The organism is Mesorhizobium sp. M5C.F.Ca.ET.164.01.1.1 (genome assembly GCF_004792125.1).
Classification (GTDB): domain Bacteria; phylum Pseudomonadota; class Alphaproteobacteria; order Rhizobiales; family Rhizobiaceae; genus Mesorhizobium; species Mesorhizobium wenxiniae.
This window is the reverse complement of sequence record NZ_SRTG01000003.1, coordinates 195,291-213,453: the sequence shown is the minus strand read 5'-3', so window position 1 is coordinate 213,453 and position 18,163 is coordinate 195,291. Positions and strand designations below refer to the sequence as shown.

Genomic DNA, 18,163 nt, shown 5'->3' with positions numbered 1-18,163 from the left:
CCTTATTGTGCGGGCTGAAGGGCGGGGATGGAGGCTGGCATCGGCTCCTCCTCGCGTTGGTAGCCGAGGATGGTCATGGTGATGTTCCAGGTCATGATGACAGCACCGGCGAGATACATCGCGCCACCCACGGCGCGCATGAAGTAGTAGGGATGCATGGCGGCCACGGTCTCGGCGAACGAGTAGACCAGGAAGCCTTGCTCGTCGTACTCGCGCCACATCAGGCCCTGCATGATGCCGGAAACCCACATCACCGCGGCGTAGACGACGATCCCGAGGGTCGCCAGCCAGAAGTGCCAGGTAACGAGCCGCAGAGAATAGAGCTGTTCACGGTTCCACAGCTTCGGCACCATGTAATAGATCGCGCCGAACGAGATCATGCCTACCCAGCCGAGCGCGCCGGAATGGACATGCCCGATGGTCCAGTCGGTGTAGTGCGACAGCGAATTGACCGCCTTGATCGACATCATTGGACCTTCGAAGGTCGACATGCCGTAGAAGGCAATGGCCATCACCATCATGCGGATGATCGGATCGGTGCGCAGCTTGTCCCAGGCGCCGGACAGCGTCATCAGGCCGTTGATCATGCCTCCCCAAGAGGGCATCCAAAGCATGATCGAAAACACCATGCCGAGCGTTTGCGCCCAGTCGGGCAGGGCGGTGTAGTGCAGGTGATGCGGCCCGGCCCAGATGTAGAGAAAGATGATCGCCCAGAAGTGGATGATCGACAGCCGGTAGGAATAGACTGGCCGGTTCGCCTGCTTGGGCACGAAATAATACATCATGCCAAGGAAGCCCGCCGTGAGGAAGAAGCCGACGGCATTGTGGCCGTACCACCATTGCGTCAAGGCGTCCTGGACGCCGGAGAAGGCGGAGTAGCTCTTGGAGCCCAGGAGAGACGCCGGCATCGATAGGTTGTTGATCAGATGCAGCATCGCGATGGTCACGATGAAGGACAGATAGAACCAGTTGGCGACGAAGATATGCGGTTCCTTGCGTTTCAGGATGGTGCCGAGGAACAGGACGAGGTAGGCGACCCAGACGATGGTCAGCCATATATCCACATACCATTCGGGCTCGGCATATTCGCGGCTCTCGGTGATGCCGAGCAGGTAGCCGGTCGCGGCCATGACGATGAAAAGCTGATAACCCCAGAACACGAACCAGGCGAGATTGCCGCCGAACAGACGGGCACGGCTGGTGCGCTGCACGACATACATGGACGTGCAGATGAGCGCATTGCCGCCGAAAGCAAAAACGACGCCGGACGTATGCAATGGCCGCAGGCGGCCGAAGTTGAACCAGGGCTCGATGTTGAGATCGGGGTAGGCGAGCTGCAGTGCGATGACTACGCCGACAAGCATGCCGACAACACCCCAGAACATGGTGGCGATGGCGCCGTAGCGAATTGGCCCATCCATGTAGGCAGAAGGATCGATCGGTGCTGCCGGCGCAAAGCTGGTGTTGCGCAGAAGGACGACGACAAAGCCAAGCAGCACGAAGAACAGCACCCACATGTGCTGACGAAACGGCTCGTCCACGCCGAAGCCGGCTGCCACCAACGCCAGAAAAGCGAAAAGGCCCAAAGCGACGATTTCTGTGCCGAACTTCATGACATGTCCCCGACCGCGGATCCCGATGCGCGGACGCCAATCCGCAGCAACACCAATTCCGCGGCTACATCGTCGCCGCCTTGATCCAAATCAAAGCTGCACGGTTTTGGATTGGGCAGCGTCGATCTCGCAAACGAGTGGGAGGCGGCCATTGATGGAACAGAAAGAGCGGGGATCGTCGCTGTTCGAAGTGCGCCGTGAGAATTCGACGCTAGCTGACCAATCCGGCAGAGAGGCAATCCCGAGCGCGGTGATGAAGCGCGCACATGGGGAAAAACTGCAGCTCTGTGATGCTCTGGAGAAAATCGCGGACGCTTTGCCGAACGTCGATCGCCTGAAGTGCCTTGGCATAGCCAACGCAATCGTTCCGTTGTTGCGCAATATTCATCAATATGAAGAAACGATCATCTTTCCCGCCTATGAGGCCGCTACAGGCGGCAGCAATGCCAACCTTGCCTCAACCCGGCGATTGCGCGCCGAACACGTCGAAGACGAATGCTTTGCCGGGGAGGTGACTGAAATCCTGCTGGCGATCGGCCATGGCGACACAGTCGAGAATGCCGAAGCGGTCGGCTTCATGCTGCGTGGCTTCTTCGAAAGCATGCGCCGTCACATCGCATTTGAACGCGAGCATGTCTTGCCGGCGATCGGGATCATCGACCAGGGAGCAATCTAGGCGCCGGAGCGTCGCTCCAGTCGGCTCAGGCTGTCGATAGTCAGATGCCGGTTGTTCTCGATTCGGATCACGCCGTCCATTCTTAGCCTGGTCAGCTGGCGGCTCACCGTCTCGATCGTCAGGCCAAGGAAGTCGGCGATATCGGCGCGTGTGAGCGGCAGGTCGAAGGTCGCCGATTTTGCGGTGGGGTCAACCGTGGGATCGATATTCCTGGCGATCATCAGTAAAAAGCTTGCCACCTTTTCCGCAGCGGTCTTGCGCCCCAGCGTCAGCATCCAGTCGCGTGCTTCGTCGAGCTCGTTCAGCGTTTGCTTGAGCAGGCGATGCTCGAGTTCCGGCGATTCCTTCATCAACCGTTCGATGGCGGCCTTCGGAAACGAACACAGGGAAACGGCGGTTGCGGCTTCCGCGTTGATCGCGCTTTCCACCTTGAACGGCCGTCCCAGAAAGTCGGGCGCAAACTGGAGGCCGACGATCTGCTGGCGTCCGTCCGAAAGGCTCTTTGTCAGCTTGACCACACCCGAAAGCACATTCGAATAACTGTCGACGGTCTCGGCGTCGCCGATCAGTTCGATCCCGGGCTCAACCCTGTGTTTTGACGAGGTCTTGGCGAGTGCGACCAATTGGTCGGGATCGAGCGCACCGCAGACGCCGCGATGCCGTGCCTCGCAAGACTGGCAAAGTACTGGAATGCCGGCACTGTGAACGTCCTCCCGCACTGTCATGATGATCGTCCCGACGGATCCAAGGTGCCCGCAAGATAGCACCGGCGGCTGCAAATCCCTTGCGGCAGTTTGTCCGCGGAGAGCCTTGACCGAAATCAAGGCGGCGATGGGGACCTGCGGCCAGAATTCAACCTCGCAAGGATGATGGAAGGCGACATGCGACCGGAATTGGCTGCCAGACTCGAGAATGTCCCCCGCTATACCAGTTACCCGACCGCGCCGCATTTTCATGCAGGCGTTGATGCTGCCGTCTATCGTGGTTGGCTGCAGGGGCTCGATGATGGCGACGAGATCTCGCTCTATCTGCACATCCCTTACTGCGACAAGCTTTGCTGGTTCTGTGCGTGCCACACCAAGCAGACGCGCCATTACGAACCGGTGACGACGTATCTGCGCTCACTGCACGCTGAAATTGCTACCGTCGCCAGTCTTGTCGGAGGCAAGGGCCGTGTGGGTGCCGTCCATTTCGGCGGTGGCTCGCCAACGATGCTCAAACCCGAGGATATGGTGGCACTGGGAACCGCCCTGCGCAACAGTTTCGAGTTCCTTCCCGGCACCAAGATCAGCGTCGAAATCGAACCCAACGATATGGACGATGCCCGCCTCGACGCACTGGCCGAAATCGGCATGACCCGGGCGAGCCTCGGCGTCCAGGATTTCGATCCGAAGGTGCAGAAGGCGATCAACCGCGAGCAGAGCTTCCTGCAGACCAAAGCGGTAGTCGAGGGCGTTCGTTCGCGCGGCGTCGAATCCGTCAATCTCGACCTGCTCTACGGCTTGCCGCATCAGACCCAGGACAGCGTCTCCTCCACCGTGGCGCAGGCGCTGACTCTGGCGCCGGACCGGATGGCGCTGTTCGGCTACGCACATGTGCCCTGGTTCAAGAAGCATCAGACGATGATCGACAAGGCGTGGTTGCCCGGACCCGCAGAGCGGTTTGCTCAATCGCAATTGGCCGCGCGATCTATTGTAGACGAGGGATATGAACCAATCGGGCTCGACCATTTCGCCAAACCGGAGGATGCGCTGGCAGTGGCCGCCCGCACCGGCACTTTGCACCGGAACTTTCAGGGCTACACCGAGGATCGCTGCGAAACGTTGATAGGCCTCGGCCCGTCGTCCATCAGCCAATTTCGTCAAGGTTACGCACAGAACATGCCGGCGACCGCCGAGTACGGTCGCATGGTTGCAGACGGCGCACTGGCCGCAATCCGGGGCATCGCGTTTTCCGAGGACGACCGCGTTCGCGGCTGGATAATCGAGAGGCTGATGTGCGACTTCGCCTTCTCCGCGATCGATTTGGTGGAGCGCTTTGGCCAGCGGGGCCAGCGGCTCCTCCTCAAGGCAAGTTCCGTGGCCCTTAACGACCCGGCCCGGCTGCTCGAGCTCGATGGCGACAATTTCGTCGTCCCTGCAGAAAGTCGCCCGTTTGTCCGCAGCATCGCGGCGAGATTCGACACATATTTCGAAAGCGGCAAGAGCAGGCATTCGGCGGCAATTTGAACACTGGTCAGAAATGCTCCCCGGCCTTGAACGGGCCGATGCGGGTTCCCGCCGCGATCAGGTGAGCAGTCGACCAGCCTATGAGCAGGAAGCCGTTCACGCCCTCGAGCGCCGCCAGCACGCGCCATCCATGAGCGGGTACGATGTCGCCGTAGCCAACGGTTGAAAAAGTGATAGTCGAAAAATACAAGGCGATTTCGAAATCGGCGAAGATGTCGAGCAACCGGTAAAGCCCGGCCCAGAGCCAGATTTCGGTGGTCATAACGGCAAAGAGCCCCATCACCACGCTGATCATCGCGACGATCCGGCTGCGGCGCCCATGCATGAGAAACGGGACGACCAGATATCCCATTGCATGCGTCACGGCGATCAGACCAAACGTACGGGTCAAGACCGTCAGGCTTATGACGACGGTGCCGATGAGCAGATTGAGAATCATGCGCGGAATGTAGATGACGCATGGGTCTGGGGGCTTGTGCGAGGTCAAATCGGGGGCATGCTCCCAAACCGCGACCGTTGATTGAGCGTGTTATGTGCGCACAGAAAAGCCAGGGGCTGCGTTTGCACGAACGCATGGTTGCCGTTTCTGAAGACAGGGTCACCTCCGACTGTGTGTGCACCACGTGTGCACTGAGAGACGTATTTATAAAAGTGGCTTTCAGCTGCGGTGGCAAGATCGTAACATGGGTTATGTTTGGATAGACATATGTTGCCAAATTTCCTAGTCGCTCCAACGGGGCATTGGACGGACTGAGACATAGAAAAGATAATGAAATTAATATGTTAGGTCATAAACTTGCCACGGCGCCTATGATGGATTGGACGGACGTCGCGAAAAGCAACGTATATTCAGCAACTTAAGGGGCATCACGTCCGCGAAGTTGTACTGCCGTCGTACTCGTCATCAGCGTTTGGGCACAAAATGGATCGCGTTTCAGAGTTGCATGACTAGTGCAGGATTTGAACCTGCGAACTTCAGGGTGTGAGTTTTCGAGCCGGAATGCTGGCGCAGTGGCGCCTAAGTATCTCCCGTTTCCGCTTACGCCCACAGGGCCTTCCTTGTCCACGTGCTATCGTTTCCGCCGTTTGCTTGGCCAAAGTCACGGCCGTCTACCGGAATGACCGACACCCCAAGCGGTCCGTTTGGCAAGAAAGGGTTGACAAGAAAGTGGGATATCCGCTCAGGGGCTTGGTAGCGATTGTTCCGAGCGCTCGTGGCGGCCCCTTCTCCCAATTACCTTTCGCCGGAATGCTCATTTGCGTTAACGAGGCTGGAACCCCTAGGTGATCTTTGCTCATTTCCGATGGCAATACCCACCCGCATCCATGTTAGCTCAGTTGCGTGTGGTGTTCCTCACATCGGAAGATCCGGGTAGTTCTCGGCAAAGTATTCATGACTGTCAGCGTTATATGTGGCTCTAGGTGGGTTTTCAGCCGCGAGTGCCTTGGCGTCATTTTGACCATAGGCAAAATCCCTTGTCGCGGCGACGACGCCAAAGTGACTCACTTCGTGTATGAGCGTTCCGGATCTCGAATCCGTTCCTTGCAGGGCGGCGTACCAGAACTTGCCACAGACAAAAATCTTGTAAGGCTGGTTCGCGTATACATATGCATAGTCGATTGGTAGGCAATCGCTGCCGTGGCATCCAAATGATATCGCCTTGTTTCTAAGAGCATCCGAAATCTTCGAGAAATTTCCGGCGACCCTTGTGTACAGCCCCACGGTATGTGCCCCGAACCAGGTCAGATATCTTTGGGAATTGGGTTGCTGGGCTGGAGGCGTGTTCTGTAAAACCTGCAGGGCAGTCGAAGCTATATTGCTTGCTTCTGCCAGCGCAGCGCCAAGATCATCCTGTTGAGAACTGTCACACTGGTCGAATTCAGGCACCGACAGCGGTACCCGCTGTGGAGGAATCCGACCTGACAGAAGCCTGAACGTGGCAGCGTTGCTCACAACTGCCGCCCGTCTCAGGGCACCTGGACGGCCGATCAGCAGATCCGCTCCCTCGGTATCATAGGTAACGGCATAGTTCCCTGCTTCATAGATAGCGTAGTACAATGACAGATCGACGGGCACCGAAATCGATTGTCCGGGCTCGATAGTGATGAAGTCAGCTTCGGTGGGCTCTCCTCGCTTTGCCAAACGGCCTATATACTGAATTGGCTGCGATCCCCTCGTCACTGAGAATAAGTCCGCGGAGACGCCGTTGATTGGCGTGGTCCAGCTGAGCACCCTGATCGAGCTGCGCGATCGGTTGGTGAGAGTAAAGTCAATAATAAGGGGGGTATCGTTTCCATAAGAAGGTAGGCGGGATTGCAGAACTATCTCGATTTCCTGATTCTGCTGCGCGAACGCCAGCGGGATAACGCTAAAAAAATACGAAAGTATAAGTGCCACATTCCGAACAATACTTGGCATTTTACGCCCATATAACCACGATTATACGGTATTGCTGCGTCTAGGCGAGTTTTTAGTTTGCCATAACATACCAAAATCGCCCGCAGCCCACCTGGCAATTGGGTATGAATTGCTGCAGGCCGGGGATTCAAACTTACCGCAATTCAGAAATTCAGGAACACGAAATCATGTCCGCGGCCGCGAATGTCACCGATTTCGACTGACACCTTTTTCGGGGTGGTATAAGATGAATGGGTACTTTCCCATCAAGCTCCATAGAGGGGGCCATCATGAGCGAGCGTCGGAAAGGCATAATCACTAATTGCGCGAGTTTGAGAAATTTTGCCCTGGTTTGTTGGTTCTGTTTTGCTTTCAGTGGCACTGCTTCAGCTGATTCCTGCGGAACAGATGCTACTCCCGGTTGGAATCTCGAGAATCCTCCGGCCGAAGATCGTCAAGCAATTCAAGATCTTTTGTCCCGCTATGCCTGGACGATCGACGAAAGAAATGCAGCCGCGTTCACTGCCCTCTTTGCGAAACCGAAATCGTCTTACTATGAGATTTGCAGTACAAGCAGCAGTATCCTCAAGTTGACACTCGACCTTGGTCCGGAGTCGCCAGACGATCTTCTCGTGCAAATGAAAATAATAGTCAAGAAACTGGAAGATGATAAACTCCAGACCCGGCATCTCGTGACCAACACCTTGTTCGACGTGGTTGACGATAAGACAGTGAATACCAAATCGATAGTCCTGGTCACTCTGCAGGACTCCCACTCTCCGGCACCGGTTCTTGACTATTCGGCGGATGCCCGGGCCTCTTTTGTAAAGGGCGATGACGACATCTGGCGATTTCAATCGCTTACAGTCCACGCCGACTATGCTGCTGGCTCTGTCGCAGCCAAGAAGCGATGATGCCCAAAGATCGGCTATGGGTTCACTGGCACGCTCCAGTGGGCTGAAATGCGTGCCGTTGCGCTGATCGCTGCTGTCCTTGCGTTTCTCCTGTTGTCCGGGACTATCGGGCTTCGTCATGCACCTTTCGTATCGACGCCGCGAGCCGGCGAGAGGCAAGGCTCCGATCAGGACGATGTGGATTCGAAGTCGTTCGCCAAAGCTGTTACGCGATGGAACCCTGACATCTTTTGGGCGCCAGCCTCAAAGAGCACCGACGTCATAACTAGGTCTGGCGATGAAGCGCGGGCGGTGTTCGGTCCTATTCCCGATGGCGATTGCGACAGCCCACAAATGAAGGTCATCCCACTGGAAGTTGACGGCAATGTCGTCGACCTCAAGCCCAATCCGACAAAACCAGGCTCTCCGCTGGAGTTCGAGCACAGGAACGTAAGCGGAGAGGTGGTAAAGTGGACGGCGACATTGCCCAAGTGCGACAAGCCTTCGCTGACTGGCAGCACGACCTACTGTGGGCTGAACTCACGTGTCGTAAGGGTCGTGCGCGGCAACGTTGAATGGCTGTTCCTCTGCAGAAAATCCAATATCAGCCAGGAGGTCAGCACCGATCCCTACTGGACGCGGTCGGATCCGAGGTTTTCTGTCTTCGGCAGCATTGGGTTCAACCGGAAATCCGGAGAAATTGTCTTCTTCGACGGCCGCAAGGACTGGAGCGAGTTCGATTGGTCAAAGCCCTTCGTTCCGCCGGGCGGGCGCAACTATTCCGATGAAGTCGGAAGGGCCGCGGCGAAGAAAATCTATGATCCGACGTTCCAGATCTCGTGCCATGCATGCCATGACAACAAAAGCCCCTATGTGATCGATCCACACATTGCGCAGAGCAGGGTCGGTTTCCGTTCAGCCGGCGATTCCAGATCGACCACCTTCAGCCTGGGCGATTTTCTACCGCGTCGGCCGCGGTTGCCGGGCGCACCGTTCCGCGTGGTCGGCTCCGGCTACACCGGCACCTACCGCAATGAACTTAGTCAAGCCAGGACGGTCGAAGATCCGACGGGCAACTGCACAAGCTGCCACACGCTTACCACACAAGTCACGGGCCGCCGTTTTGCCGCGGACGCAGCGGGGCATGAGCCGACGGTCACGTTGCCAACCTGGGTCCAATTGCTCGAGCTGCACGAGGAACAGATCGTCTACGCCGAGATAGCCGCACACCGGACGGACTGGGCGGTCGGCAGCGGCGGCATCCATCCCTGGATGTTGCCGGGTTCCGGCAATGAGCTGTCCTCCGGCACGCCGCGACTGAGCTCAGAAGACTGGCGGAAGCTGAGCGACTGTTTATGGGGAGCCGGCGGCTCTGGGTGCGGCTACCGCCCGCTCTACACGCGCTGCCCGGCGCCGGAGGCGGAGGATGAAGGCTCTTCGCTCGCCGATGCCGAGATTCACGTTCTGCCTCCACCGCCCGGAGAGGAGATGAAGACGCGCCTCCTTCGCGTAAGCTGGACCTTTCGCAACAGCTACGGCGGTGTTCCGGAGCGCGACGACATCAGGATCAATGTGGCAGTCAGCGCGGGCGCCATTCCGGCAACCGGGGATCCGCCGCAAAGCGGCGAATATCCGAGCATCGAGCAGGCAAAGGGCACCAGCATCGAGGCCATCTCCGGTCCAGTCAGCTCAGCCGGCTCCAGCTTACTGATCGAGAACGTTTCGTTTGGCGGTCACACGAAATGGAGCGATCCGACGCCGTCGATGTCGCCGCGCTCCTTCCAAATCGATCTACCTGGCGAGTGCAACCGACGCACCTTGATCCGCTTGATGCCCAAACGGTTCTGCTTCGACCAGAGCCAAGCGGCATTTAGCGAGGCAGACCATTTGATCTACGCCGATGTTCAATGCGGCGAGCTTCGATGATCCGCTTGACGCAATCGAAAGCGGCTGGTGAGCGCCGGGATTTGCGATAACATGACCGGGTGCTACATGGTCGCCGCACCAAGGAGGTCCCGGAGCGTGACCACGCCGGATCCATTGGCTAGCCCGATTTTGCCGAGCAGCCCGGCGAAGTCTGTCGCGGAGCGGCGTTATCTCACCATACTGTTTTGTGACATGGTGGGATCAACCGAATATGCCGACCGCCTGGATCCTGAGGATTTCCAACGCCTGATTGAGAGCTTTCTGCAGACCTGCAGCGGCGTCGTCCGGCGCCGCAAGGGTGTGACGGCTAGTTACATCGGCGACGCCATGCAGGCCTATTTCGGCTATCCAACAGCTGGCGAGGACGACAGCGAGTTCGCGGTGCTGGCGGCACTCGAGATCGTCGATGCAGTGGCCACCATCTCGGCAAATCAGGGATATTCGTTGCAAGTGAGGGTGGGTATCGCGAGCGGCCAGGTCGTGGTGGGGGAGTTCGTCGGTGCGCCGAGCGGCGTGTCCACCGTCGCCTTCGGCCACGTCGCGCATCTGGCGGCGCGGCTGCAGGTACTGGCCAAGCCGAATACGATCCTTGTCGACGCGGCGACCTTCGAGGCCGCGAGCGGCGCGATTGATTTCACCAAGTTCGGCAAACATGAGCTGAAGGGATTCGCCGAGCCAGTCCAGGTCTGGCAGGTGCAACGGCAGCGCATGGTGCCAACCCGCTTTGCAAAGCGTGCGCATATGACCAAGCTGTGCGGCCGCAATGCCGAGCTGCGACTGCTGATGGAGCGCTGGGAGACCGTCGTACGCGACAGGCGCGGCAATGCGGTGTGGGTCTCGGGGGAGTCGGGGATCGGCAAATCCCGGTTGCTCAACGAGGTCCAGCAGCGCCTGCGCAGCTTTCCGCAACTGACCATGCAATGTTCTCCGACCTTTGAGAACAGCACGCTTTATCCGTTCCTCGCAGAGTTGCAGAGGATCGCAACGATCGAGGACGATGACTCGACGGAAGAGAAGCTGCGAAAGCTCAGCAACGGATTGTCGATCGGTTCGGTGTCCAGCGACGTCGCGCTGGCGATCTTCTCAAGCCTGCTCGGCATACCTACGACCAGGCCGGACAGACTCGACGGAATAAGCGCCGAACGACAGCGAAACATCGCCGAGCAAGCGCTCATGGATCTGGTCAGTTATCTGGCGCGTACTACCCCGATCCTGATCCTCTTCGAAGATGAGCAATGGGCGGACGCGACCTCGCGCGAGCTTCTCGACAAAATCGTCGCCAGCCTGGCTTCGACTCCTGCGCTGCTGCTCGTATCGAGCAGGAACAACGCAACCGTTCCATGGTTCGACAGGCCGGATGTGCATCACATCAGGCTTGAAGCGCTCGGCCGCGAGGATGCCGAGGCGATTGTCCATGACATCAGTCCGAATGCGCTCGCTGCCGATGTTTCAGTGGTGCTCGATCGCAGTGAAGGCGTCCCGCTCTATATCGAAGAGCTTGCTCGGAGCGTGGTCGAAACCGGATTGCGGCTGGACGTGTCTCAGCCGAAGCGTTCGTCTCTTACGAACAACATTCCAAACTCCCTGCAGTTCTCGCTGCTTGCCCGCCTCGACAGGCTGGGGCCCGCCAAGGAAGTTGCGCAGATCGCAGCGGCGATCGGCCGCAAATTCGATTTCGACGTCCTGCGCGAGATTTGCGATTGGCCCGACGCGGAGTTGCGCCCCGCAGTTGGCGACCTGATGCGCACGGGGCTGATCGTAGCCGAGCGTGGGACGGCCGGCGCGGGCTTTTCGTTCACCCATGTGCTCCTGCAGCAGGCCGCCAGAGGCACGATTCTGCACGAACGTGCGCAGCATGTTCACCAATTGATTGCCGAATGTCTCGAACTGCGCGACCACAACGCAGCTTATCCCGAAGTGCTCGCTGAGCATTTCGCCGACGCAGGTCTGTTCGATCGCGCCGCTGACTACTGGCTGCTGGCAGGGCTGAAGGCGGCCAAGACCTGGGCAAAAGCTGACGCGGTGCGTACCTTTAGGAAGGGCCTTGAAGCCGCGAAGCTCTTGCCCGAATCCGACGATCGCAGCCGCAGGCTGCTTCGCTTCGAACTGGAGCTGGGCGACGTGCTCTACGCGGCGCAAGGCTACGTGACGGGCGAAGGCAGTGCCGCCTATCAGCGGGCCATTGCACTGAGCGGGAAGCTTGGCGAACCGGAATCGACGATCAGGGCGCTCGACGGGCTTTTCGGCACCCATTTCAACTCGGGCCAGTTTGGCAAGGCCCTTGCGGCTAGCGATGAGTTAATTCGGGTCGGCGAGCAGGGCGGCTACCTGAACGCACTCGTCATAGGTTTGCAGTTCAAGGGGATGACTCTGTTCTGTCAGGGCGAGCTGGTGGCGGCCCGGCAATATCTTGAGCGCGCTCTTAGCCATGAGGGCAGTGCAGATAAGGTCGGTAGCGACTTCCCGAGCATGGCGATGATCTACCTTTCCTGGACCTTGCATATTCTGGGATATCGCCATCAAGCACTGAAACTCTATCGCGAGGCGGAGGCGACCGTTCGGCAGCAGTCCGCATATCGCTTGGCCGCCTGCTTGGGAAACGGGTGCGTGTTGTTCGCCTTCCGCGAAGAGAGCAGTTTGATCGCTCGACTGGCGGATGAACTCCTGCCGCTGGCGCAGGAAAACGGCTTCAATCTCTGGGCAAGGGTGGCGCGCTTTTTTGGCGGCCTGGCTGCATCTGGCCTCGATGACAGTCCGGGGGGAAGCCACATGATGGCATTGACCGAAAGTGACCTTGAAGATCAGGAGGTCGACAAGTCGTGCTATTTAGGTTTGCTCGCCAAGGCTCTCATGAACTCCGGGCAATTCGATATAGCGGCGGAGACCGTTAAGAAAGGTCTGCGCGAGGCCGAAAAGATCGGCGAGCATTACTTTACAGCTGCCTTGCTTCGCATTCGCGGTGAGATCGAACTTGCAAATGGAGCAGGAGACAGAGCGGCGGAGGCTTCTTTCCGCGAGGCGATTGCCTTTGCGCGGCAGCAGAACGCCAGGAGTTGGGAGTTGCAGGCGACCAATAGTCTGGCGAAGCTATTGCGGTCACAGGGTAGGTTCGAAGAGGCCCGTGCCGAAATGCGGGAAGTTAACGATTGGTTCATCGCAGCAGACGTGGCGTAGTCAACGGGGCATCACGTCTCTGCCGGCAATCTCGACGGGCGCGGCTTCGGCTAAGAAGCCCCGGCGCAACCGCGACTTACAATCTTATGCAGATCAACGTCCGCTTTCTGATAGAGATCGCATTGATCCTGAATGGCCGATATCAGGCGCGAAGCGGACCTTCCTCAGCATTATATCTGCATTTTCCAACCGCTCAGCTTGGAAAACTCCCTCTGGGCCACTTGTCTGCGCTTATCGAGGTAGTCTGCCAAATCCTGCAAATGGATACCCTTGGCACATTTCTGACTTGTTTCTATTCGCATCAGCGGCAAGGCGATGTCGCCTGAACTGAGCTTGCGGAGAACTTTCGGCAGCGTCAGGTGCGAAAAGAAATCGCGCCGGACCTCATCCAGCGGAATGATGGCCTTACCATTTATTGTGCCATGAGCAGAAAAGCGGTGTTGAGTGACATTGGTGGGTACGCTTTGAAAAATAGAATGAAATGAGTCACATAACATACAGGCCGGCAATGTCAGTCTGTCCAATCTCAGCGTGGTTTAAAAACTGTCGTTAAATGATTGAAAAATATATGACATTTTCCGTTGCGCCTATGATGGACTGGACGGACCGCCATTGCCGGTTCCTCCATCGCCAGTTGACGCGCCGGGCATTGCTCTACACCGAGATGGTGGTGGCCGACGCGGTCATCCAGGGCGCGCGCGAGCGCTTGCTCGGCTTCGATGATACGGAACATCCGGTCGCGTTGCAGCTTGGTGGCTCCGATCCGCAGAAACTTGCCGAGGCGGCGCGCATCGGCGAGGCCTTCGGCTATGACGAGATTAACCTTAATGTCGGCTGCCCGTCCGACCGCGTCCAGTCGGGTACGTTCGGCGCCTGCCTGATGAAAGCACCAGTCCTTGTCGCCGATTGCGTGGCGGAGATGAAGGCTGCTGTCAGTATCCCCGTCACCGTCAAATGCCGCATCGGCGTCGACGGACAGGATCCTGAGCCGGCGCTCGATGCGCTGGCGGACGGCGTCTTCGCGGCCGGCGCCGAAGCGCTATGGGTGCATGCCCGCAAGGCGTGGCTGGAAGGGTTGAGCCCGAAGGCAAACCGCGACATCCCGCCGCTCGACTACAACAGGGTGTATCGGCTGAAGGCCAAAAATCCAAACAAATTCATCGGCATCAACGGCGGCATTCAGTCGGTAGAAGAAGCGCTTCGCCATCTTGATCATGTCGATGGTGCCATGCTCGGCCGCGCCGCCTATCACACGCCAGGCATTCTGGCAGGCGTCGACGCCGCGTTTTACGGCGGCAAACCCAACACGTTCGATTTTGCCGCGCTGATCGATGCCATGGCGGATTATGCGGCGCGCCATATCGATCGGGGCGGGCGGCTTGGCCATGTCACTCGTCACATGGTCGGCCTGTTCCACGGTCTGCCCGGTGCGCGCCGCTATCGGCAGATCCTTTCGACCGATGCGACAAGGCCCGGCGCTGGACCGGATGTGCTGAAGGCGGCTTTCGCTGCAGTCGATTTCGGCAGGACGGACGCCGAAGCAGCCTGACTGTTCAGTCGCGCAAGATCATGCGGTCGCCGCGCACGTCGAAACCGGACAGTGAGCCGATGAAATTCATCCCGAGCAGGCTCTGGCCGAGCATGCCGGGCGCGGCGATCATGACCGGCATGTCCTTGCGCACGATCCCGCCGATCGCCAATTCGTCGGTTCTCACGGCGGCGGCGCGCGCCATGCCGTTGGCGGTGGAAACAGGTATAGTGAAATTGAGAGCGACTGGATTGAACCCGGCCGCTTGCGCGTCCTGCGCGGTCAGCACGGTGCTGGTTGCGCCGGTATCGACCACGGCCCGGACCGGCGTGCCGTTGACCATGATGCGCGCTTCGAAATGGCCATTGCCGGCCTTGTCCAGGGTCACCGTGGCGTGGCCGTCTTCCAGGCCCAATGCAAGCGGGCTGCCGGGTACAAGGCCGGCGGTTACCCGGCTGGCGAAATCCTGCAATTCATAGCGGTACTGATAGCCGGCGATCAGTGCGAGCACGATGACGGCCCAGGTGCCGAAGTTGCGGGCCATCGCGCCCAAGGGCCTGCCTGATCTGAGCAGGCCGGCGCCGATGAGCGCGACCAATGCGCCAAGCCAGATCAGCCGGCTGAAATCGTAGTTCTCGACGCCGAATGTGCTGCCGGCGGAATCGTTGAGCATGAGCAGGACCACGCCTGCCCCGATCACGATCATCAAAGTCCAAAAAAACCGGTTCATATATATGGCTCATGAGAGGACGTCGCGTTCGCGCGCGAGGCGGGTGCGGCGCGTTTCCCGGCGCGGCCTGCGTTCAACCATTTCCAGCCGGGCCGGCAGCTCGGCCATGACGCTGCGGCGGATTTCAGGGGTCATTTCGATCCAGGCGCCGATTTCCTCGCGCGTGCGGCCGCAACCGAAGCAGAAGCCGGTTTTCATATCGATCGAACAGACCAGGATGCATGGGGATTCGATGACCGTCATGATGTTCTCTCAGGATTCCGTCAGGAATCCCTTGTCTCGCCTCCACATGGTGTAACGGCACGGCCAATGCAAGCCCTCCGGAATGCGCCGCCGGCAACCGCTTTCGCGCCAATTCAGGCAGTTGTGCCGGCCGAACAAGGCGGGTATGCCGCTCATCAACTCCGGGAACGATTACCAACGAACATGACCAGCGCGCTGCCCTTCGACGATTTTCGCAATCTTCTGGCGACCCTGCCGCCGGCCGACACGGCGGCTGAAGCCCGCGTCCGTGCGCTGTTTGCCAAGGCCGACAAACCCAAAGGTTCGCTCGGCCGCATCGAGGACGTCGCCGCATGGCTTGCCGCCTGGACCGGCCGTGCGCCGCCGGCGGTGAACCGGCCCCTGGTGGCGATCTTCGCCGGCAATCATGGCGTCGCTCGCCACGGCATTTCGCCGCGGCCCGTCACTGCCACGGCCAACGCCGTCGAGCTTTGCGCGGCCGGGGGTGCGGCAGTCAATCAGATCTGCATCTCCTATGATCTCGGGCTGAAAGTGTTCGATCTTGCCCTGCACATTCCGACCGCCGACATCACCGAGGATGCAGCACTTGACGAGCGCGGCTGCGCCGCCACCATGGCCTTCGGTATGGAGGCGATCGCCGGCGGCACCGATCTGCTTTGCCTTGGCGACCTCGGTGTCGGCAATTCGACCGTTGCAACGGCCTTGTGTGCGGCACTCTTCGGAGGCAGTAGCGCAGATTGGGTCGGATCCGGATCGGGCGCCGATGCATCGATGCGGGCGCGCAAGGCGGAAGTGGTCGCTGCCGCGCTTGCCTTCCACGGCACAAGTCTCAGCGACCCGCTCGAAGCGTTGCGCCGGGTTGGCGGCCGTGAGTTCGCGGCGATCGCCGGCGCCATCCTCGCCGCCCGGATGCAGAAGGTCCCCGTTCTGCTCGATGGACTGGTGGCGACAGCCGCCGCCGCGGTGCTCCAGGCAGCCAATCCGGCTGCGCTCGACCATTGCCTGCTTGCTAGCCTGTCGCCGGAACCGGCGCATGGCCGGGCCGCCGAGCGGCTCGGCTTGCGCCCGCTGCTTGATCTTGGCGTAAGCCACGGTGAGGGGGCAGGGGCCGCCCTTGCGGCGGGCCTGGTCAAAGCCGCTGCGCTCACCAGCTCGGGCATGGCGGCGGTTCATTAAGCGACTATCGCCGGCGCGCAGCAACGGCTCTGGTCGGCAGCGCCGGTAATTCCTCCATCACCCGGCTCAACGGAAAGATGGCGATCGCCTCGGTGCCTTCGCGCAGTTTGGAATGGAGTTCGAACTCGCCGCCATGCATGGCGAGCAGGCTTTGGACGATCGGCAGGCCAAGCCCGGTGCCTTGTTCGGCGCTCTTGATGGCGATCGAGCCCTGGCCGAAGGCGGACAGCACGACCGGAATCTCATCTTCCGGTATGCCAGGCCCATTGTCTTTAACCGAGAGGTATTGACCGCCGCCCGCCGTCCAGCCGACGCGCACGCGGATCTCGCCGCCAGTTCCGGTGAACTTGATGGCGTTCGACAAAAGATTGAGCGCGATCTGTCGCACCGCGCGCTCGTCGGCGAACAGGCGCGGCAAGGCGTTTTCGAAATCCTGGACGATCCGGATATCCTTGTTGCGCGCCTTCAGCTCCATCATGTGACAGCAATCCTCGACAACAGAAAGCAGCATCATCGGCTCTTCGTTGAGCTGGTAGCGGCCCGCTTCGATGCGCGACAGGTCAAGGATTTCGTTGATCAGGTCGAGCAGATGCTGGCCAGAGTCATGGACGTCGCGAGCATAGTCGCGATAGGTCGGGTTGCTCATCGGGCCGAGCACCTCGTTCGCCATCACCTCGGAGAAACCGAGAATGGCGTTGAGCGGCGTCCGCAGCTCGTGGCTCATCGAGGCCAAAAACCGCGACTTTGCCAGATTGGCGTCCTCCGCCCGTCGCCGCGCTTCGTCCGACATCGATTTCGCGGTGTCCAATTCGGCGATCAGCGCGTCCTTTTCGGAGCGGAACGAGAGCAACATCAAGGACGAGCGATTGAGGCGGCGCGCCACATAGGCGAAGAAGGGCAGCGAGACAATCAGCAACCCGGCCATGATCAGTTCGACCGGCATCCACTGCCTGGCACCGGCATAGGCATAGGCAACCACCGGAACGGCGAAGGTCGCCAGCAACGCACCGCGCAGCGATGAGGCCGAGATCGCGGTCGCCGCCATGGCAAGCAACATCACCACCGCCTTTAGCAGCTGGAACTGGTCGACCTGGCAAGCGTCGCAACCGAGCCAGGCGAACCAGGCCCAGCCCAGGCCGCAAAGGAAATGGCCTATCAGGAAATCACTGTGCGTTTGCAGCGGGTTGAGTTCGGCAGCTTCCGTTCGGTCGACACGCCTCGCCATGAACACGACGATGGTGTAGCAGATGAGTATAAAAAGCGCCCAGACGCCAATTCCCTTACCCACTCCAGCAAACAGACCCGTCGCGGCGGTCGCCAGGACGAGAAGCGGAACGATGATCGCGCCTCCTTTCATCGCACGGGCATGGAGTTTCAAAAGCTCGCGGTCGAAATCAGGATTTCCGTTCTGCTGCGAAAGACGGTCGCGCGTCTTGCGCACCGCACGCGCCACATCGCTGTTGCGATGGGGTTTCCTGCGGTCCACAATAAACTTGTCCGCTGTGGTCGAGCGTTGCAAGGGCATGGAGACTTCAATTTATGCGGGCAGCGGTTTCAAATTGTTAAGCTACATTCGAA

At 59.4% G+C, this 18,163-nt stretch carries 14 protein-coding genes and 1 pseudogene; 7 read left to right on the top strand and 8 right to left on the bottom strand.

Going from position 1 to position 18,163, the window contains the following annotated elements:
- Positions 1 to 2 precede the first annotated feature (2 nt).
- On the bottom strand, positions 3 to 1,613 hold the full coding sequence (ccoN, locus tag EN807_RS22005; protein ID WP_135936653.1) for a cytochrome-c oxidase, cbb3-type subunit I: 1,611 nt from the start codon (positions 1,611 to 1,613) through the stop codon (positions 3 to 5).
- A gap of 253 nt (positions 1,614 to 1,866) precedes the next feature.
- Between ccoN and EN807_RS22000 the strand changes: the two genes are divergently transcribed.
- Positions 1,867 to 2,289: a hemerythrin domain-containing protein gene (locus EN807_RS22000; protein ID WP_082982301.1), complete on the top strand. Its 423-nt coding sequence runs from the start codon at positions 1,867 to 1,869 to the stop codon at positions 2,287 to 2,289.
- Here the strand turns inward: EN807_RS22000 and EN807_RS21995 are convergent.
- Positions 2,286 to 3,014 carry a Crp/Fnr family transcriptional regulator gene (locus EN807_RS21995; RefSeq protein WP_135936652.1) on the bottom strand — a complete coding sequence of 243 codons (729 nt, stop codon included), beginning with the start codon at positions 3,012 to 3,014 and terminating at the stop codon, positions 2,286 to 2,288. The genes EN807_RS22000 and EN807_RS21995 overlap by 4 nt on opposite strands.
- Before the next feature lie 156 nt (positions 3,015 to 3,170).
- Here EN807_RS21995 and hemN point away from each other — a divergent pair, with 156 nt between their 5' ends.
- Positions 3,171 to 4,517, top strand: coding sequence for an oxygen-independent coproporphyrinogen III oxidase (hemN, locus tag EN807_RS21990; RefSeq protein ID WP_135936738.1), 1,347 nt, complete (start codon positions 3,171 to 3,173; stop codon positions 4,515 to 4,517).
- A 7-nt stretch (positions 4,518 to 4,524) separates the two neighbouring features.
- Here hemN and EN807_RS21985 read toward each other — a convergent pair whose 3' ends face one another.
- Both EN807_RS21985 and EN807_RS21980 read right to left on the bottom strand, forming a co-directional pair.
- Positions 4,525 to 5,004, bottom strand: coding sequence for a potassium channel family protein (locus EN807_RS21985; RefSeq protein WP_246684269.1), 480 nt, complete (start codon positions 5,002 to 5,004; stop codon positions 4,525 to 4,527).
- Positions 5,005 to 5,871: 867 nt separating this feature from the next.
- Entirely contained in the window at positions 5,872 to 6,936 is a 1,065-nt protein-coding gene (locus tag EN807_RS21980) for a M35 family metallo-endopeptidase (protein WP_135936651.1), read from the bottom strand.
- 269 nt (positions 6,937 to 7,205) lie between these two features.
- Between EN807_RS21980 and EN807_RS21975 the strand changes: the two genes are divergently transcribed.
- From EN807_RS21975 to EN807_RS21965, 3 genes are all read left to right on the top strand, one after another.
- The gene (locus tag EN807_RS21975) at positions 7,206 to 7,829 is read left to right on the top strand and encodes a nuclear transport factor 2 family protein (protein WP_189522540.1); all 624 of its coding nucleotides are present in this window, start codon (positions 7,206 to 7,208) and stop codon (positions 7,827 to 7,829) included.
- 333 nt (positions 7,830 to 8,162) lie between these two features.
- Positions 8,163 to 9,734, top strand: coding sequence for a hypothetical protein (locus tag EN807_RS21970; protein ID WP_246684268.1), 1,572 nt, complete (start codon positions 8,163 to 8,165; stop codon positions 9,732 to 9,734).
- 96 nt (positions 9,735 to 9,830) lie between these two features.
- A complete protein-coding gene (locus EN807_RS21965) occupies positions 9,831 to 12,908 on the top strand; it encodes an adenylate/guanylate cyclase domain-containing protein (protein WP_189522539.1) in 3,078 nt (1,025 codons plus the stop codon).
- A gap of 170 nt (positions 12,909 to 13,078) precedes the next feature.
- Here the strand turns inward: EN807_RS21965 and EN807_RS21960 are convergent.
- Positions 13,079 to 13,359 (bottom strand): annotated as a pseudogene (locus EN807_RS21960) (pyocin activator PrtN family protein).
- A gap of 117 nt (positions 13,360 to 13,476) precedes the next feature.
- On the opposite strand from EN807_RS21960, the gene dusA reads away from it, so the two are divergent.
- Positions 13,477 to 14,457 carry a tRNA dihydrouridine(20/20a) synthase DusA gene (dusA, locus tag EN807_RS21955; protein ID WP_246684267.1) on the top strand — a complete coding sequence of 327 codons (981 nt, stop codon included), beginning with the start codon at positions 13,477 to 13,479 and terminating at the stop codon, positions 14,455 to 14,457.
- 4 nt (positions 14,458 to 14,461) lie between these two features.
- On the opposite strand, the gene EN807_RS21950 is transcribed toward dusA, so the two are convergent.
- Both EN807_RS21950 and EN807_RS21945 read right to left on the bottom strand, forming a co-directional pair.
- Positions 14,462 to 15,166, bottom strand: a complete 705-nt coding sequence (locus EN807_RS21950; protein ID WP_135936646.1) for a TIGR02281 family clan AA aspartic protease — start codon at positions 15,164 to 15,166, stop codon at positions 14,462 to 14,464.
- A 9-nt stretch (positions 15,167 to 15,175) separates the two neighbouring features.
- Positions 15,176 to 15,409, bottom strand: coding sequence for a DUF1289 domain-containing protein (locus EN807_RS21945; protein ID WP_135936645.1), 234 nt, complete (start codon positions 15,407 to 15,409; stop codon positions 15,176 to 15,178).
- A gap of 183 nt (positions 15,410 to 15,592) precedes the next feature.
- Between EN807_RS21945 and EN807_RS21940 the strand changes: the two genes are divergently transcribed.
- On the top strand, positions 15,593 to 16,585 hold the full coding sequence (locus EN807_RS21940) for a nicotinate-nucleotide--dimethylbenzimidazole phosphoribosyltransferase (protein ID WP_135936644.1): 993 nt from the start codon (positions 15,593 to 15,595) through the stop codon (positions 16,583 to 16,585).
- A gap of 4 nt (positions 16,586 to 16,589) precedes the next feature.
- Here EN807_RS21940 and EN807_RS21935 read toward each other — a convergent pair whose 3' ends face one another.
- Positions 16,590 to 18,110, bottom strand: coding sequence for a HAMP domain-containing sensor histidine kinase (locus EN807_RS21935; RefSeq protein ID WP_135936643.1), 1,521 nt, complete (start codon positions 18,108 to 18,110; stop codon positions 16,590 to 16,592).
- Between the last annotated feature and the right edge of the window lie 53 nt (positions 18,111 to 18,163).

Bases quoted from the DNA above. Each gene is read 5' to 3' on its own strand.
- dusA (WP_246684267.1), top strand. From the start codon at position 13,477: ATGACATTTTCCGTTGCGCCTATGATGGACTGGACGGACCGCCATTGC.
- ccoN (WP_135936653.1), bottom strand. From the start codon at position 1,613: ATGAAGTTCGGCACAGAAATCGTCGCTTTGGGCCTTTTCGCTTTTCTG.
- EN807_RS21945 (WP_135936645.1), bottom strand. From the start codon at position 15,409: ATGACGGTCATCGAATCCCCATGCATCCTGGTCTGTTCGATCGATATG.
- EN807_RS21970 (WP_246684268.1), top strand. From the start codon at position 8,163: ATGAAGGTCATCCCACTGGAAGTTGACGGCAATGTCGTCGACCTCAAG.
- EN807_RS22000 (WP_082982301.1), top strand. From the start codon at position 1,867: ATGAAGCGCGCACATGGGGAAAAACTGCAGCTCTGTGATGCTCTGGAG.
- EN807_RS21980 (WP_135936651.1), bottom strand. From the start codon at position 6,936: ATGCCAAGTATTGTTCGGAATGTGGCACTTATACTTTCGTATTTTTTT.
- EN807_RS21975 (WP_189522540.1), top strand. From the start codon at position 7,206: ATGAGCGAGCGTCGGAAAGGCATAATCACTAATTGCGCGAGTTTGAGA.
- EN807_RS21995 (WP_135936652.1), bottom strand. From the start codon at position 3,014: ATGACAGTGCGGGAGGACGTTCACAGTGCCGGCATTCCAGTACTTTGC.
- EN807_RS21940 (WP_135936644.1), top strand. From the start codon at position 15,593: ATGACCAGCGCGCTGCCCTTCGACGATTTTCGCAATCTTCTGGCGACC.
- EN807_RS21935 (WP_135936643.1), bottom strand. From the start codon at position 18,110: ATGCCCTTGCAACGCTCGACCACAGCGGACAAGTTTATTGTGGACCGC.
- hemN (WP_135936738.1), top strand. From the start codon at position 3,171: ATGCGACCGGAATTGGCTGCCAGACTCGAGAATGTCCCCCGCTATACC.
- EN807_RS21950 (WP_135936646.1), bottom strand. From the start codon at position 15,166: ATGAACCGGTTTTTTTGGACTTTGATGATCGTGATCGGGGCAGGCGTG.